Origin of the sequence: Halosubterraneus shenae (assembly GCF_050510935.1) — an archaeon.
Classification (GTDB): domain Archaea; phylum Halobacteriota; class Halobacteria; order Halobacteriales; family Haloferacaceae; genus JBDGPU01.
This window is the reverse complement of the sequence record NZ_JBNLVO010000006.1, coordinates 70,579-85,920: the sequence shown is the minus strand read 5'-3', so window position 1 is coordinate 85,920 and position 15,342 is coordinate 70,579. Positions and strand designations below refer to the sequence as shown.

Sequence of the window (15,342 nt, the reverse complement as noted above, 5' to 3'; positions counted from 1 at the left end):
CGCGATTCTCAGGCGTAAGCGGTGTACCCGGCGTCTTCGACGGCCTCCACGAGAGCTGTGACATTTGCCTCACCATCGACGCTCGCCTGTTCGCTCTCCCTGTCGACGGTCACGTCAGTCACGCCGGATACCTCTTCGAGGGCCTCTTCGACCGTCTGCTCACAGTGACCGCACGACATTCCTTCCACGGTGATGGTCGTCGTCATACAGAGGTACATACGGCTCCCTCTCTTTAGCGGATTTCCCCTTCGATTATACTGGTCTCTTGGGGGTCAAACTTTAGATTCCAAGTGATACGTGCAGCCGAAACGAACCAAATTTCAGATTCAGCAACTGACGATGCGGGAAGACTCAGGTACCGTTGTGGCGCTCCAGATACGTCTTCGCCGCTAAAAAGACGTATAGTGCGCCGATAGCCCGAATACCCGAGCGGAATCGCTCGTTCCATTCGACCGACTCCGGACGCTCGTACAGGAACGCGGTGGCAAATCTTCGATACAGATCGGGAAACAGGAAGACGATAGCGCCGAACACACCGGTAAGATTCATCAGCCACGCGTATGCTCGCCCATTGAGGAGGGAAATCGCAGCTATCAGAACGCCCTCAGACCGGATAGCTGGGCGGACCCACCCTCTCACTGTTCCCTCGTCTGGATTCGAAATCGCGAGTTTCTCGAAGAGCTCGACGATTTCGTCCGGGAACAGCGCTGAGATAGCGCCGAGGACACCGACGAGTGTTCGAATCATACGATATGGTACGACCGATATGGATATAACTCCCACTGCGACGCTACACTATCGAGAACGAGGGGAGTCCGAACAGTAGCGGCTTCGAACCGGGCACGACGCGCAAAGGCCGCTTGTCGAATGGGCGTCCTGAATCCTTATGGATTCGGGGCATACAGGGCGTAGAGGATAGACAGCATCCCGGCTGCGGTGACGAGTGCTGCGACGAATCCTGCTTCGAAGATCGACACCTGGAGGAGTTCGAAGAGGACGCCTTCAAGGAGGCCGCCAAGCCCGACCAATGCGAAGCCGGCGGCGACGTACAGGAGTAACTGCGTGTGATGTCGTTGGTACCCGCGATAGGCCTGATATGCGATGACCAGTGCTAACGCGGTCGTGAACAGTTTGCCGATGACGAATAGCGTGTGTTCCATAAGTCAGTCTCCCCGCATCTCCTCGAAGATGGTCGTAATCCGGTCGGCGGGGTCCGCCCGGACATCGATCTGGACATCGAAGCCCTCTGCCTGGAGGAGGACTTCAATACGTTCGAGACGAGCCTCGTACTCGCTGTAGTGCCGTCCTCCGGGGTCGACGTGCGTATACTCTTCGAGGAGGCCCTGCTCGACGAGGCGGGTGACACGGCGCGAGACGGTCGGGCGTGACATGTCACATTCATCGCTGAGTTCCTTCGCAGACAGTCGGTCGGTCTTCGTCGCCACGAGGATGTCGCGAGCGTACTCGTCGTCGAGTGTAGCGAAGATTTCCGACGGGTCGGACTCCTCGGTCACACGTCTCTACTCGCGACAGGAGCGTAATATAGCCCGCCGATTTTCTGACTCAGAACGCCGGCTCGCCGTTATATCGTCTCTGCCTCCGTACTGATAGTTGAAGGTGCAATAACTATGTCCACACTCGACTCCGGCATGAATCAGCTCGAGAGCAAAATCGGCGGACTGACCGTTGGCGGGAAGGTCCACAGCCTCAGTGCGTGGTTCGTACTCGCGCTCCGCCTCATGATGGGCTACGCGTTCGCATATTCCGGGTTCACGAAGATCACCGGTGAGTTCGGGGCCGGCGGCTACCTGTCGAACGTCGCCGCGACCAACGGCAACCCCCTCGCGGGCCTGTTCGCGTGGATGGGGTCGACGCCATGGTTCGTCGAGTTCGCGAACGTCGCCGTCCCGTGGGGCGAGCTGTTCATCGGCCTCGGCCTCCTCGTCGGCGCGTTCGTTCGCCTTGCGGCGTTCTTCGGTGCGCTCATGATGCTCATGTTCTACTTCGGCAACTGGGACATGGGTCACGGGTTCATCAACGGAGACTTCGCGTACATGCTCGTGTTCCTCGCGGTCGCCGCGTTCGCCGCGGGCCGCATCCTGGGCCTCGATCAGTACATCGAACAGTACGACATCGGCGGCGAAGCGCTCGTCGAGCGCTACCCCCGACTTGAATACATCCTCGGCTAACCACGCCGAACTCTCTTCAGGAGTACAATTATGCAAAATCCAATTCAATCACGCGGTATTCGTTCCCTGGGACTCATCGTCGTCGGTGCACTGTCGCTGGCCGTCGTCGGCGGGATGGCCCTGACGCATGCGACTGTCCCGGATGCAGTGATGTGGGGGTGGCACGACGGAATATGGAATGACGGCCATATGACCGGGTGGGGTATTTGGGGCTGGGGAATGATGCTGGTCGGCCTGCTGTGGATGGCTCTCCTCGTCGCCTTGCCCATCTATTTCGTCTACTGGCTGGCAATCCGGTCACAATCGGACGGGAGCACTGAAGACAACGCGCTCGCGGTCCTCCAGGAGCGGTACGCCCGTGGGGAGATCGACGATGAGGAATTCGACCGCCGCCGCGCCCGTCTCACGCCCGACGACGGCCGTTACTGACCGCGCTGTCGTTACTGAGTGAGGAGTTGTCTAAGGACGTAGTGGAGGATGCCGCCGTGTTCAATATATGTCACGGCAGCCGGCGTTCCGACCTGTGCCGTGACTGGGAACTCGACAGTCGAACCGTCCTCACGCTCGGCGATAACGGTCAGCTCATCCATCACCTCGAGACCGTCATCGAGACCGCGGATCGTGAAGACCTCCGACCCATCCAGCCCGAGAGATTCCCACGAGTCGCCCTCATCGAACTGTAGGGGGAGAACACCCATACCGACGAGGTTGTCGCGGTAGATACGCTCGTAACTCTCGCCGATGGTTGCGCGGACACCGAGTAGATCCGTTCCTTTCGCTGCCCAGTCACGACTCGACCCTGTCCCGAGCTCCTCGCCCGCCATCACGATGAGTGGGGTGCCCTCCTCGCGGTAGCGTTGGCTGGCCTCGAAGACGGTGGTCTGCTCATCAGTCGGGTGATGAACCGTGTAGCCGCCCTCAACATCGTCGAGCATTTCGTTCTCGATACGGACGTTGGCGAACGTCCCCCGCATCATCACCTCGTGGTTGCCCCGACGCGCGCCATAGGTGTTGAACTCGTATGGCTCGACGCCATGGTCGAGCAGCCACTGGCCGGCAGGGAGATCAGACCCGAACGGGCCAGCAGGACTGATGTGGTCGGTAGTAACGGTATCGCCGAGCGTCAGCAGACAACGTCCGTCATCGATATCGGCGACACCGGGTTTCTCTACCGGGAAGTTCTGGAAGAACGGCGGTTCGCGGATGTACGTCGAGTCGTCGTCCCATTCGTAGACGTCACCGCTGGGCGCGTCGAGAGCAGCCCATCGCTCGTCGCCTTCGAACACGGAAGCGTACTTCTCCTCGAACATCTCGGGAGAGACGTTCTCGTGAATTGCTGCCTGCACGTCCTCTGCATCGGGCCAGATATCAGCCAGATACACCGGCTCACCCTCCTCGTTGGTACCCAGCGGCTCATTTTCAAGATCGATGTCCATCCGTCCTGCGAGCCCATAGGCAACCACGAGCGGCGGGCTCGCGAGATAGTTCGCACGGACCTTCGGGTGGATACGCGCCTCGAAGTTACGGTTCCCCGAGAGGACGCTCGTCGTCCAGAGGTCGTGGTCGTCGATTGCCTGCTCGATGGGATCGGGAAGCGGCCCAGCGTTACCGATACAGGTGGTACAGCCGTAGCCGACGACGGCGTACCCGAGCTCTTCGAGATACGGAAGCAGCCCCGATTCTTCGAGATACTGCGTGACGACACGGCTACCCGGTGCGAGACTCGTCTTGACGTACGGCGGGACGTCTAGGCCTTTCTCGACGGCGTTCTGGGCGAGCAGTCCAGCAGCGATCATCACCGACGGGTTCGACGTGTTCGTACAGCTCGTGATGGCGCTGACGAGGACGTCTCCGTGTCCGATTTCGACCGTCTCACCGTCGAGGTCGACCTCGACACGTTTGGTTAACGGGTGCAGTTCCGATTCGGGTTCGACCTGAACGCCACCGTCGGTCTCCGCATCAGCTGCACCACCCTCACCGAGCCACCGCTGCAAGGCGTCCTCGTCGACATCATCGAGGTCGTCCTCGAACTCCCCGTGGAGAAGTCCCCGGAAGCTCTGTTTCACGTCCCCCATCGGAATCCGGTCCTGTGGCCGCTTGTGTCCGGCCAGACTCGGTTCGACTGTCGAGAGGTCGAACTCGACGACCTCAGTATATTCTGGTTCCTGTTCCCCGAACAGCCCTTGGGCTTCGAGGTACTCGCGAACGAGGTCGACGTGGTCGGGATCACGCCCGGTGAGTTCGAGATACTCGAGCGTCTGCTCGTCGACCGGGAACATACTGATCGTCGAGCCCTGTTCGGGCGCCATATTGGCGATCGTGGCCCGGTCGGGGACTGTGAGATTCTCCACACCGGGACCGAAGAACTCCACGAACCGGTCGACGACGCCGACCTCGCGGAGTCGTTCGGTGATGTGGAGCACGAGATCCGTAGCCGTCGCGCCCTCGGGTAATTCGCCTTCGAGACGGACGCCGACGACCTCGGGGAGTTTCATCGTGACCGGTTGACCGAGCATCGCCGCTTCCGCTTCGATGCCGCCGACGCCCCAACCGACCACACCGATGCCACCGATCATCGGGGTGTGGCTGTCCGTGCCGACGAGCGTGTCCGGCAGGAGCCAGTTCTCGCCGTCTTGCTCGCGGGCGTGGACGACCCGACCCAGATGTTCGAGATTCACCTGGTGGACGATACCGGTCCCCGGCGGGACGACGTTGAAGTTCTCGAAGGCGTTCTGCGCCCACTTGATCGCGCGATACCGTTCGGCGTTTCGCTCGTACTCCAGTTCGACGTTCTTCTCGTAGGCGTCCTCGGAGTCGAAGTAGTCGACCTGGACGCTGTGGTCGATCACGAGATCAATAGGAATCTCCGGTTCGACCAGGGTGGGATCTCGGTCTTTGCGGTCGACCTCGGATCGAAGGGCCGCCAGGTCGACGACTGCGGGTACACCGGTGAGATCTTGCAGGACGACTCGTGATGGAGAGAACGGAACCTCTGCGTCCGGTACGTCTGGCTTCCAGCCAGCAGCATTCTTGACATCCGCTGCAGTAACAGTTTCGCCGTCGGCGTTCCGGAGCACCGACTCAAGCAGAATACGGATGCTCACAGGGAGCGTGTCGAGGTCACAGAGCCCCTGCTCTTCGAGTGCTCGAAGATCGGCCATCTTGTACGTCGTCCCGTCGACGTCGAGCTCGCGGACGGCATCGAACGGAAGTGTATCAGTCATAGTATCTACACCTGGGATTGGCAGTCGTATCAATCCCTCTCCGAATCCGATTCGACGAGAATCGGGATTTGTTACGCAGAGGCATCGTATCCAGCGTCTTCGACCACAGTCACAAGCTCATCCCGTTCAGCGGACCCCTCGACCGTCGCGGATTCTGAGTCACGATCCGCAGTAGCGGACGTAACCCCCTCAACTTCTTCGAGTGCCTCTTCGACGGTCTGCTCGCAATGTTCACAGGTCATTCCTTCGACGGTGATTGTCTGAGTCATATCCATTCGTAGATAGGGGCGAGTATTCTATGTGGTTTTCTGCTTAGAATCCAATGTTGTCGCAGCCCTAGATCACCGATTTCGAAGGTGTGTTGTGGGCAACAATAATGTATCCTGCGAGACGAAGCGGTCGTATGCGCGATTTGGATGAAACCGACTTAGAAATCCTCTCGTTACTCGCTGATGACGCCCGCCGCCCGTTCAGCGATATTGGCGAGGAGGTCGACTTGTCGGGGCCAGCCGTTTCTGACCGGGTAAAGCGATTACAGGAAGCTGGCATCATTAACAACTTCACGATTGACGTCAACCGGGCTCATCTCCGAGCTGGTGTACCGGTATTTATTCAGGCCGAAATCGGCTCAGCGTCGTTGGAGGCCGCCCGCGAGCGGGCTCGAGAGTCAGATGGCGTTGAACACGTCTTCACGACCTCCGAAGGAGATCTTTGGTTCTATGCCCGTGTTGAAGCCCAGAACGTACGTCAGTGGGTAGATGGACTCTTTAACGAGATCGATGTAGCAGATTACACCGTCACACTAATTGACGAGCTTGAATGGACGCCGTCCGTTGATGGCGTCGAATTTGCACTCACCTGTGCTGAATGTAACAATACCGTTGATAATCAAGGTGAAACGACGAGAATCGACGGAGAGATCTATCACTTCTGTTGTCCGTCCTGTCTCACACGGTTCGACGATCGGTATCAGCGACTCGAAGAGGGAGCGTAACGCCGTCTTTGGAATCCAAATTTTCCTGCAGTCGAAACCCCGCCTCTCGAAGCAGTAAATCGCCTAAACCTAGACCCCGTATAGTAGAACAAGCATGACAAGCCAAACAATCCATCTTGATATCACGGGAATGTCCTGCGCCAACTGTTCGGCGACGATCCAGGACACTCTCGAATCGCTCGACGGGGTATCGGAGGCGGATGCGAACTTCGCCACCGACGAGGGTTCCGTCACCTACGACCCTGAAGAGGTATCGCTCAAAGAAATCTACGACGCGATCGACGAGGCCGGGTACGGCGCAGTCTCTGAGACGGTAACGATTGCCATCTCCGATATGACCTGTGCCAACTGCGCCGAGACCAACCAAACCGCTCTTGAAAATATTCCGGGCGTCGTTAATGCGGAGGTCAATTACGCAACCGACGAAGCACAGGTCACCTACAATCCTGCGGAAGTATCTATTGGTGCGCTGTACGATGCTATCGAGGAGGCTGGCTACTCGCCCGTCCGCGAAGATGGTGCCGACGAAGAGTCGGGCCAGGACGCACGAGATGCCGCCCGTCAAGCCGAAACTCGGAAACAACTCAGGTTGACCCTCTTTGGGGCAGTGTTATCGGCACCGTTGCTCTTCTTCCTCATCGACAATTATCTGCTCGGTGGCGCGATCGTCCCTGAAGCCGTCTTCGGTGTGGAACTTGGCTGGGTTGAGTTCCTCCTCGCCACGCCGGTACAGGCGATCCTCGGCTGGCCGTTCTATAAGAACTCGTACAAGGCGATCGTGAAGAACGGCCGCGCCAATATGGACGTGCTGATTGCGATCGGTTCAACAACGGCCTATCTATACTCTGTGGCAGTCCTTGCTGAACTCATTGCAGGTGGACTTTATTTCGACACGGCAGCCCTCATCCTCGTGTTCATCACGTTGGGTAACTATCTCGAAGCTCGGTCGAAGGGCCAAGCGGGTGAGGCCCTCCGAAAGCTCCTCGAAATGGAAGCCGAAACGGCGACCATTGTCCGCGAGGACGGCAGTGAAGAAGAAGTTCCACTCGAAGAGGTCACAACTGGTGACCGGATGAAAATTCGTCCAGGTGAGAAGATTCCCACAGACGGTGTCGTTGTCGACGGTCAGTCTGCCGTCGACGAGTCAATGGTCACTGGCGAATCTGTGCCTGTCGAGAAAGAGGAGGGCGATGAGGTCGTCGGCTCGACGATTAACGAGAACGGCGTCCTTGTCGTGGAGGCGACGAAGGTTGGAGAAGACACGGCCCTCCAACAGATCGTCCAGACAGTCAAGGAGGCCCAGTCGCGCCAGCCCGACATCCAGAATCTCGCCGACCGCATCTCCGCGTACTTCGTGCCTGCGGTCATCGCGAACGCCCTTCTCTGGGGTGTCGTCTGGTTCCTGTTCCCCGAGGCTCTCGCTGGCTTCGTCGACTGGCTCCCGCTGTGGGGTCAGGTTGCTGGCGGCCCGGCCCCGGTCGGTGGGACCGTTTCAGTCTTCGAGTTCGCGATAATTGTCTTCGCGTCCTCGATCCTCATCGCCTGTCCCTGTGCGCTGGGGCTGGCGACGCCCGCAGCGACGATGGTCGGGACGACGATTGGTGCCCAGAACGGCGTCCTGTTCAAGGGCGGTGACATCCTCGAACGCGCAAAAGACGTCGACACGGTCGTCTTCGACAAGACGGGCACCCTCACGGAGGGTGAAATGGAACTCACCGACGTGGTCGTCTTTGATAGCGATGGAAATGTGGTGACTGACGGTGGCGAGCCGACCCCAGATGGTGGACAGCTCAGCACCCGTGAGCGCCTCTCAGAGGATGATGTGCTTCGACTGGCGGCGATAGCTGAAAGCGGCAGCGAACACCCGCTCGCCCGTGCAATCGTCGAAGGGGCCGAAGAACGCGGCCTGGACGTGACTGAGCCTGACGACTTCGAGAACGTTCCGGGCCACGGGATCAAAGCAGTCATTGGTGACAGCGAGGTGCTGGTCGGCAACCGCAAGCTGCTGCGGGACAACGGGATCGACCCCTCTCCCGCTGAGGAGACGATGGAACGCCTCGAGAACGAGGGGAAGACGGCGATGCTGGTCGCCTACGAGGGGGAGCTCGTGGGTGTGGTCGCCGACGCCGACACAGTGAAGGAAAGCTCCAAGCAGGCTGTCACAGCACTCCAAGAGCGGGGAGTTGACGTGATGATGATTACGGGCGACAACGAGCGAACTGCCCGTGCGGTCGCTAAACAGGTGGGTATCGACCCGAAGAACGTCCGCGCAGGAGTCCTTCCTGAGGACAAGTCCAACGCGGTCGACAGTATTCAAGACGAGGGCCGGCAGGCGATGATGGTCGGTGACGGCGTCAACGACGCTCCGGCACTCGCGGTCGCACACGTCGGGACAGCAATCGGCTCCGGCACCGACGTCGCCATCGAAGCTGCAGACGTCACGCTGATGCGAGACGACCCGCTCGACGTGGTAAAGGCGATCCGAATCTCAGACGCGACACTCCAGAAGATCAAACAGAACCTCGTGTGGGCGCTCGGTTACAACACGGCGATGATTCCGTTAGCGTCGCTCGGCCTCCTCCAGCCCGTGCTCGCTGCAGCAGCAATGGCGTTCTCGTCGGTGTCGGTGCTGACGAACAGTCTCCTGTTCCGGCGGTACACCCCCGATCACGACTACAAGCTCTTCGGATTTCTTCGCTAACCGTCACCTCTAGATCAATGTCGAATATTTCCCGGCACACGGTTCGAAGGTACCTCGTCGAGACAGCCAGTAGCGAACCGACATACCTCCGGGCTCGCGAGATTGCCAGCGACCTCGACGGATCTCCCAAGGCAGTCGCGCAGTATCTCAGCCAGCTCCAGGACGAACTCACAATCGTTTCACTCGAACAGTGGGGGCGCTCGAAAAGCACGACGTGGCGATTGGAGGTGAACGGGTCGTGAGTACTGTCACCCGCCGCGTCGAGACTGTCCTTCCGGAGACCGGCTCACGCGAGTGGTGGGCGCTGTACCTGCTGGCCCCGCTCGTCCTCCTCGGTGGGGGCATCCTCGTGTTTCCGACGTTGGTCTACGACCGGTTCATCTGGCAGTATCTCTGGGGACCAGTCGTCGCCGATGCGGCCGGTCAGCCAGTCACGCACGAGGGGGTTCGTGCTGTCCAGGGCTACAACGCGGTGAACACGGTAATCTACCTCGCGGCAGTCGTATACAGCCTCCCCGGACTACGTGCGTATCTCGACCAACTCGACGTCACGTTCGACGCACGACTGGCCTACGGGTTCGCTCCGATCATCATCGCAGGTGGGGCGATGCGCGCCCTCGAGGATCTCGGGCTGCTCGGGGACTACGCGGTGTGGTTCATCACGCCATCGATTTACATCGTCGTCACCGCTGTCACCATCCTCGCGCTCGGTGTCGGTGCACTCTTGCGTGACCAAAATATCGGATCTATCCCGCTAACAGTCGGGCTCGTCGGGTCGGTGTGGGCTGTCGGGGCCGTCTGGTGGGCTGTTTGGCACGGCCTCTCGACATCGACCCCACTCCGCCTATGGGTTCCTGTCGCGACGACGGGGATAGCGCTCGGCGTAACCGCACTCTACTACTGGGGCGCGAGTTTCGTCAATATCACACACCTTCGACACCCGCTAATTCTGCTGGCCGTTTTCGGCCAGTTGTGGGACGCTGCGCAGAATCTCATCGGTGTGACGTTCCTCGGCTACTCCCCAAAGCTGGTCGTGACGAATCTCGTGTACCAGGCGACTGGATTCTCCGGATCGACGTTCGTGCTGAAACTCGTCGTGACTGTCGGCATCGTGTGGTATCTCGCCGATGCGAAAGAGGAGATGAATCACACGTGGTGGTGGCTTATGACGTTCTTCATCGGAGCGATCGGACTCCCGATGGGCGTTCGTGGGTCACTTCGGATGCTGTTGGGAGCTTAACGATGGCCTCAAAGATTGGCAAAAACCGATGACACGAACGTCCAAAATTGCGGTAATAGGTGGAGGGATGGCCGGGCTTGCAGCAGCTGCTGGATTCGACGACGCTGGATTCGTCGTCGAACTATATGAGCGGCAGTCCTACGATAGCAAACGCGTTAATTGCGGAGAAGCGATGACAGCGGTATCGAAGATCCCACTCGAGCCGACTGTAGAGAACGGCTTTCTCAATCCGCTGCCAGCGATGGAAGTGGAGGTGTATGACGGAATCGACGCCGATCGCCACCGCACTGGAGCCGGCACCTTTCCTGCTGCGGATACATATATAACGGACCGAAATGTCGTTGAGCAGTCCTGGGCAGAACAACTCTCAGAGAAGGGTGTTGACATCCACGAAAACCAGTCTATCACACGGACAGATTTCCACGAGTTCACCGATGAGTATGATCTCGTCGTTGATGCAACCGGTCAGCCATCACTCTCTAGTAAAGCGCTCGGAACAACCAACGAGTATTCAGGATATATGGTAGCGCTTAACAGTGATGTCGAAGGGGACTTCACCGAGTTGTACCCGAACAGCCGGATAATTCTGGAGAACTATACAGGGTACTCGTGGGCATTCCCGAAGACATCGCAACGAGCCAACGTTGGTATCGGCTGGACGGTCAGTGACCGGCCTAGTGATTATATGAAGGCATTGAGGGAAGCCTGTAAGCGGAATGGGTGGCCAGTCCCGTCGCAGGAACGGACGAACGTCGCAATCATTCCCGAGGGACCAAGCCTTGATCCCGACAGAACCTATCTACCGGAGCATTCCGTCGTACGGGTGGGTGATGCTGCAGGTATCGCAAACCGACTCACCGGAAAGGGGATCTCACAGGCCGTTGAATCGGGATTCTTGGCCGCAGAGTTGGCTAACAGCGGCCAATTACACAATTTTCCTGACAGTTTATATCAGAGGATGAAAACGGAGTACATTTTCGCCACAGTTGTGAGATACTTTCTTGAAACTCGTAATCCCAAGGTTCTGGGAGCAGCAATTCGTGCCGCTGCCGGGATCGATATTGAAGACGTTGACCGGTCTCCGAGTACAGTTCTACTGCGTCTCCTCCGCCACCCTGTTTTGTTTGCCCGTATTTTCTCGAGACGACGAGTTTTAAACCGTGTCTATGGAGGAATGACTAACCAATGGGAGTTGATTAATTGACATCCGCTCGAGTTAAATTCTCAGAATCTGTTAGCTACTGGGAGGATCGGTAAGTACAGAGGATTAAATCAGCAAATGGAGTCCCTCAAGCGAATTTTCCGAGATCCAGAATTCGGTGGGCTCGGCTTCATCAGTGTTCCCGCTTACACGCCCCAGCACACAATCAGTCCGTAGAGGGTGACCGAATTCCTTCTTGAGAATCATCCAACTCACCTCGGATATCCGCGTTCCTGAAATGAGCCCCGACTCTTAGAAATCACGAACACCATCAATCTTTTTTACTACATCTGACAAAATCAGCCGTGAGGTGAAGTATGCCATGTCAACTCAATCCATCCGTACGAATTTTCTCGGAACCGAGACGTCGTTCTCGGTCTCGGGAGCCTGGTTGTCGTATTGGATCCTGCTGCTCCGGCTGACCGCCGGGTGGTGGATGCTCCACGCTGGCCTTGACAAAATCTGGGCGTGGCCCTTCGACGCCAGCTGGTTCGTCGGCGGAGCCGCTCAGGGCACGATTCTCGCCCCCTTCGTCACGCCGTTCAGCGACGGCATCCTGTTGGCGTTCGTCAACGTGGCGGTACCGCTTGGGCAAACCGCCATCGGTCTCGGGCTGATACTCGGTGTCCTCACGAGGACCGCCGCCTTCTTTGGTGCCTTCATGATGCTGTTCTTCTACTTCATCAACGGCTACGGTGGCGGCTGGGCCAACGGTATGGTCACGGGTGAACTCCTTGGGATCATGGTCTTCGGAACCATTGTGGCACTTGGAGCGGGCGGCGTCCTGGCAGTCGATAACCGCCTGCGTGAGATGGAACTGTTCGAGAACACGCGATTACGGAAACTCCTCGGGTGACTACCAATGAGTGACTTATCAACGGCAGACCAAATCGCCATGTACGTCGGCGGTGGCCTGGTTGTCTTGGGCGTCGTCGTGATCGGCCTGCTCGACATGCTACTGGGAGCCGGGCACCCAGTCGATAGCGAGGGAGCAATCGAACACGCTGCAGTGGTCCCCATCGACATTAGGGCGGGCATCATCCTGCTCGGCTTGGTGATTTGGGGACTCGTCGCCGTTTACAAGTTTGCCGCAGGGTCGGCACCGTCGGGATCGACTACGGGCCAAACCCCATCCGGCATGGACGACTAGTTCAACAACTCAGTCCGTGGAGCCATTTGCCAGTTAACTTTTCGCGTTGCTCGCACTAACGTCCATCTGATGCACCTAAACGTGAAGACAAACACGATTTTTAGGAGTAGCCCTGTCGTTTCTTGGTTTTCCTTCTGGTCAGTACGCGCGCTTTATTCAGCAGAACGAACTTAACACTCTTTGGTTTGGTAGAAGAAACGGGGATTAATACGCAATTAGAATTTCCGAATTTAAGACTGAAATTAGTATATTACAAATAATATTTCAATATAGCCTTGACTTCCGATTCTGGTTTGTCTTTCGAAGAAAGGTGTACGGGTGTTTTTTCAATTCAGCTGTCCTTCGGTTAATCGTTAGAACGGGGTAATCTGCTTCCTCGATCACTTGAGCTGCGACGCTTCCCTGTAATAGCCGACGAATGCCAGTCAATCCTCGTGTCCCCATTGTAACAAGGTCGATGTCAGTCACCTCAGTGTATTTGAGAATCTCCTGCTGAGGTTGACCAAAGCTCAACGTAGTTCGGACAGGAACGTCCAAGGTCGCTGCCTTCTCCGTAATGTCCTCCAAGAGCCGAGTTCCCCGCTGTTCCCAAGAGTCAGTGACCTCTTCCCACGTGAATCCAGGCCGACTCGAATAGGACTGTTCGGAAATGATAAAAAGTCCATGTAGGGTTGCATCATACCGTTTAGCAATTTGTAGCCCATGTTTGAAGGCCACAGATGCCTCGTCGTATCCATCCGTAGGCACGAGAATATCTGTGAACTGACTAGTAGATAACTCTCCTACCGGATCAGAGGGATCCATATCAGGTATCGTCAAGACAGGAAGAGAGATATTTTGAATGATGTGGCTGGAGACGTCTCTCCGGAGAATTCGTGCTAATCTAGTCTGTGTAGGTTTCTGGTGGACAAGCAAATCGATATCATTCTCCTCAGCGTATTCCCGAATAACACCTGGAGAGTGCCCACTATCCACTGCTGGTATCACATTGAGTCCGAGCGAGTGGGCCTGATCCACCACGGGTTCAATTACCGCTGCTGCGTCCCATTCCTCTTGTTTAGTGACTTGATCGGATTCCACCTCCGTGCGTTCCTCATCTTGAATATATAACACGTGGAGAGCCGCATCATACGTTTCTGCAAGTGATAGGCCATATTGGACCACTGAGTCCCTTATATCAGCTCCGTAGAGTGGAATGAGGATCTGGTTGTACAGGTTGATGTCCGCACCTTCTCGAACTTCTAGATGGCTGGGGGAGTTCATACATATCTATACGTAACGACGATTTACCGTGCTTTCTGTTAAGAATCGAAACCGGGAGAACAGTCTCTGGGGTGGTGACTTGAGGCTTTTATCGCAAGTAACTCGCTATAGCACGTCTATTTCGAAAAGAGTGGAGACGTCGTTTGGAGTCGCATCAGTTCGACGAGAGCGTATTTCCCACAGTTTCGAGGAGTGAAGTGTCGGAGTCGGTGCGACGAGTCATGCTCTGGGTCATGTTGGGCGCAATTTAAGGCCGATATGCTCGTTGACGGAAAACCGTCACGGCAGCACCCTCGACCGATGAGGGTCGCCACATAGAGACGAATACGGGACTCTGACCTTTGGGGTTTCCTCCTCAGAACTGAAAGTCACCTTCCCCGTCGTGCTTGAATCCGTTCTCAATACACAGGAAAGGTCGACGTACAATTGAATACTTCCGAGCCAAGTGACGAGCATATGGAACGGGCCGTAACTCGTCGCGAACTACTACGGGTCGGTGCGACGACAGTCGCACTCGGAACCGCCGGTTGTTTGGGGTCATCGAGTGGGGATGAGTGGGATATCGAGGGAACGCTAGCGGTGACGAACGCCCAACAATACAGTTCACCAGGCTGTAGCTGTTGTGGAAAATATGCGTCGTACCTGCGGGAACAGCTCGACACGACGCTCGGGGAAACCGAAACCGAGGACGTGACGGATCTCAAGCGCCAACACGGTATTCCATCGGATCTACAGAGCTGTCACACACTCGTCCTCGACGAGTACGTCGTCGAAGGACATGTTCCTGCCGAGGTTATCGCGACGATGCTCGAGGAAGAGCCGGCGATTGACGGCATCGCGTTGCCCGGGATGCCGGCTGGATCGCCGGGGATGGGCGGGACGAAGTCCGACACATTCACCGTCTACAAACTCGGCGGCGGAAAGACAGGTGACGTGTACACCGAAATCTGAACAGAAAACACCTGGTCAAGATACTTTGGGACGGCAGTCGACACCCTAAACAATGATTCGACGACTCCTCCACGATCTCGGATACGTGCTTGCATACGTCCTTTTCCTCGGCGCGAATACGCCAGAATCGGTCGTTACCCGTCTTCGCATCGCCTATCGCCTTGTCGGTGTCCGGATCGTCGAGACGCCACAGGTTGATTCGGTCGAACGGACGATCTTCCTGTGTCCGTACCGAAATCTGGGCACTACGTGGGTTAGGGAGAAGTGGATCTGTCACGACATCCTGGACCGCGTCGACGACGGATACGTGACGTATCTCCGACGGCACAAGGGAATCGACTACCAGCGTCCTCGCGGGTGTGCCGACCTCGCGTACTGCGACGAATCCGAGTACTGCTATTCGGAGGTTTCCGAACTCGAGTAGGTGGC

18 protein-coding genes are annotated in these 15,342 nt (G+C 57.3%); 11 read left to right on the top strand and 7 right to left on the bottom strand.

Annotated features, from left to right (window positions below):
- Positions 1-8 precede the first annotated feature (8 nt).
- From ACQE3M_RS13820 to ACQE3M_RS13805, 4 genes are all read right to left on the bottom strand, one after another.
- Positions 9-206, bottom strand: coding sequence for a heavy-metal-associated domain-containing protein (locus ACQE3M_RS13820; RefSeq protein WP_049938511.1), 198 nt, complete (start codon positions 204-206; stop codon positions 9-11).
- A 145-nt stretch (positions 207-351) separates the two neighbouring features.
- Positions 352-747, bottom strand: a complete 396-nt coding sequence (locus ACQE3M_RS13815; protein WP_430506194.1) for a hypothetical protein — start codon at positions 745-747, stop codon at positions 352-354.
- 137 nt (positions 748-884) lie between these two features.
- On the bottom strand, positions 885-1,160 hold the full coding sequence (locus ACQE3M_RS13810) for a DUF7521 family protein (protein WP_004515576.1): 276 nt from the start codon (positions 1,158-1,160) through the stop codon (positions 885-887).
- Positions 1,161-1,163: 3 nt separating this feature from the next.
- Positions 1,164-1,514, bottom strand: a complete 351-nt coding sequence (locus ACQE3M_RS13805) for an ArsR/SmtB family transcription factor (protein ID WP_095638028.1) — start codon at positions 1,512-1,514, stop codon at positions 1,164-1,166.
- 114 nt (positions 1,515-1,628) lie between these two features.
- On the opposite strand from ACQE3M_RS13805, the gene ACQE3M_RS13800 reads away from it, so the two are divergent.
- Together ACQE3M_RS13800 and ACQE3M_RS13795 are read left to right on the top strand one after the other, a co-directional pair.
- Positions 1,629-2,189: a DoxX family protein gene (locus ACQE3M_RS13800; protein ID WP_430506193.1), complete on the top strand. Its 561-nt coding sequence runs from the start codon at positions 1,629-1,631 to the stop codon at positions 2,187-2,189.
- A gap of 30 nt (positions 2,190-2,219) precedes the next feature.
- On the top strand, positions 2,220-2,618 hold the full coding sequence (locus ACQE3M_RS13795) for an SHOCT domain-containing protein (RefSeq protein ID WP_430506192.1): 399 nt from the start codon (positions 2,220-2,222) through the stop codon (positions 2,616-2,618).
- Between the two features lie 11 nt (positions 2,619-2,629).
- Here ACQE3M_RS13795 and acnA read toward each other — a convergent pair whose 3' ends face one another.
- Complete coding sequence (gene acnA / locus ACQE3M_RS13790; protein ID WP_430506191.1) at positions 2,630-5,413, bottom strand: aconitate hydratase AcnA; 2,784 nt, start codon at positions 5,411-5,413, stop codon at positions 2,630-2,632.
- A 71-nt stretch (positions 5,414-5,484) separates the two neighbouring features.
- Positions 5,485-5,682 (bottom strand): heavy-metal-associated domain-containing protein, encoded by a 198-nt coding sequence (locus ACQE3M_RS13785; protein ID WP_049938510.1) that lies wholly within the window; start codon positions 5,680-5,682, stop codon positions 5,485-5,487.
- A gap of 134 nt (positions 5,683-5,816) precedes the next feature.
- Here ACQE3M_RS13785 and ACQE3M_RS13780 point away from each other — a divergent pair, with 134 nt between their 5' ends.
- The 7 genes from ACQE3M_RS13780 to ACQE3M_RS13750 all read left to right on the top strand — a co-directional run bounded on the left by ACQE3M_RS13780 (position 5,817) and on the right by ACQE3M_RS13750 (position 12,699).
- Positions 5,817-6,407 (top strand): AsnC family transcriptional regulator, encoded by a 591-nt coding sequence (locus tag ACQE3M_RS13780; RefSeq protein WP_049938493.1) that lies wholly within the window; start codon positions 5,817-5,819, stop codon positions 6,405-6,407.
- 94 nt (positions 6,408-6,501) lie between these two features.
- Positions 6,502-9,108, top strand: coding sequence for a heavy metal translocating P-type ATPase (locus ACQE3M_RS13775; protein WP_004594598.1), 2,607 nt, complete (start codon positions 6,502-6,504; stop codon positions 9,106-9,108).
- 17 nt (positions 9,109-9,125) lie between these two features.
- Positions 9,126-9,350: a DUF7123 family protein gene (locus tag ACQE3M_RS13770; protein WP_004594599.1), complete on the top strand. Its 225-nt coding sequence runs from the start codon at positions 9,126-9,128 to the stop codon at positions 9,348-9,350.
- Entirely contained in the window at positions 9,347-10,348 is a 1,002-nt protein-coding gene (locus tag ACQE3M_RS13765) for a DUF63 family protein (protein ID WP_004594600.1), read from the top strand. The genes ACQE3M_RS13770 and ACQE3M_RS13765 overlap by 4 nt, the downstream gene beginning before the upstream one ends.
- Before the next feature lie 28 nt (positions 10,349-10,376).
- A complete protein-coding gene (locus ACQE3M_RS13760) occupies positions 10,377-11,552 on the top strand; it encodes an NAD(P)/FAD-dependent oxidoreductase (protein ID WP_011222414.1) in 1,176 nt (391 codons plus the stop codon).
- A 307-nt stretch (positions 11,553-11,859) separates the two neighbouring features.
- Entirely contained in the window at positions 11,860-12,405 is a 546-nt protein-coding gene (locus ACQE3M_RS13755; protein WP_229772977.1) for a DoxX family protein, read from the top strand.
- 6 nt (positions 12,406-12,411) lie between these two features.
- Positions 12,412-12,699, top strand: a complete 288-nt coding sequence (locus ACQE3M_RS13750; RefSeq protein ID WP_004594603.1) for a hypothetical protein — start codon at positions 12,412-12,414, stop codon at positions 12,697-12,699.
- A gap of 264 nt (positions 12,700-12,963) precedes the next feature.
- Here ACQE3M_RS13750 and ACQE3M_RS13745 read toward each other — a convergent pair whose 3' ends face one another.
- Positions 12,964-13,962 carry a universal stress protein gene (locus tag ACQE3M_RS13745; protein ID WP_004594604.1) on the bottom strand — a complete coding sequence of 333 codons (999 nt, stop codon included), beginning with the start codon at positions 13,960-13,962 and terminating at the stop codon, positions 12,964-12,966.
- A gap of 579 nt (positions 13,963-14,541) precedes the next feature.
- On the opposite strand from ACQE3M_RS13745, the gene ACQE3M_RS13740 reads away from it, so the two are divergent.
- Together ACQE3M_RS13740 and ACQE3M_RS13735 are read left to right on the top strand one after the other, a co-directional pair.
- Positions 14,542-14,913 carry a DUF411 domain-containing protein gene (locus ACQE3M_RS13740; protein ID WP_229772983.1) on the top strand — a complete coding sequence of 124 codons (372 nt, stop codon included), beginning with the start codon at positions 14,542-14,544 and terminating at the stop codon, positions 14,911-14,913.
- Between the two features lie 52 nt (positions 14,914-14,965).
- On the top strand, positions 14,966-15,337 hold the full coding sequence (locus tag ACQE3M_RS13735; protein WP_004594606.1) for a hypothetical protein: 372 nt from the start codon (positions 14,966-14,968) through the stop codon (positions 15,335-15,337).
- Positions 15,338-15,342: the final 5 nt, after the last annotated feature.

Bases quoted from the DNA above. Each gene is read 5' to 3' on its own strand.
- ACQE3M_RS13820 (WP_049938511.1), bottom strand. From the start codon at position 206: ATGACGACGACCATCACCGTGGAAGGAATGTCGTGCGGTCACTGTGAG.
- ACQE3M_RS13815 (WP_430506194.1), bottom strand. From the start codon at position 747: ATGATTCGAACACTCGTCGGTGTCCTCGGCGCTATCTCAGCGCTGTTC.
- ACQE3M_RS13810 (WP_004515576.1), bottom strand. From the start codon at position 1,160: ATGGAACACACGCTATTCGTCATCGGCAAACTGTTCACGACCGCGTTA.
- ACQE3M_RS13800 (WP_430506193.1), top strand. From the start codon at position 1,629: ATGTCCACACTCGACTCCGGCATGAATCAGCTCGAGAGCAAAATCGGC.
- ACQE3M_RS13795 (WP_430506192.1), top strand. From the start codon at position 2,220: ATGCAAAATCCAATTCAATCACGCGGTATTCGTTCCCTGGGACTCATC.
- acnA (WP_430506191.1), bottom strand. From the start codon at position 5,413: ATGACTGATACACTTCCGTTCGATGCCGTCCGCGAGCTCGACGTCGAC.
- ACQE3M_RS13785 (WP_049938510.1), bottom strand. From the start codon at position 5,682: ATGACTCAGACAATCACCGTCGAAGGAATGACCTGTGAACATTGCGAG.
- ACQE3M_RS13780 (WP_049938493.1), top strand. From the start codon at position 5,817: ATGCGCGATTTGGATGAAACCGACTTAGAAATCCTCTCGTTACTCGCT.
- ACQE3M_RS13775 (WP_004594598.1), top strand. From the start codon at position 6,502: ATGACAAGCCAAACAATCCATCTTGATATCACGGGAATGTCCTGCGCC.
- ACQE3M_RS13770 (WP_004594599.1), top strand. From the start codon at position 9,126: ATGTCGAATATTTCCCGGCACACGGTTCGAAGGTACCTCGTCGAGACA.
- ACQE3M_RS13760 (WP_011222414.1), top strand. From the start codon at position 10,377: ATGACACGAACGTCCAAAATTGCGGTAATAGGTGGAGGGATGGCCGGG.
- ACQE3M_RS13750 (WP_004594603.1), top strand. From the start codon at position 12,412: ATGAGTGACTTATCAACGGCAGACCAAATCGCCATGTACGTCGGCGGT.
- ACQE3M_RS13745 (WP_004594604.1), bottom strand. From the start codon at position 13,962: ATGAACTCCCCCAGCCATCTAGAAGTTCGAGAAGGTGCGGACATCAAC.
- ACQE3M_RS13735 (WP_004594606.1), top strand. From the start codon at position 14,966: ATGATTCGACGACTCCTCCACGATCTCGGATACGTGCTTGCATACGTC.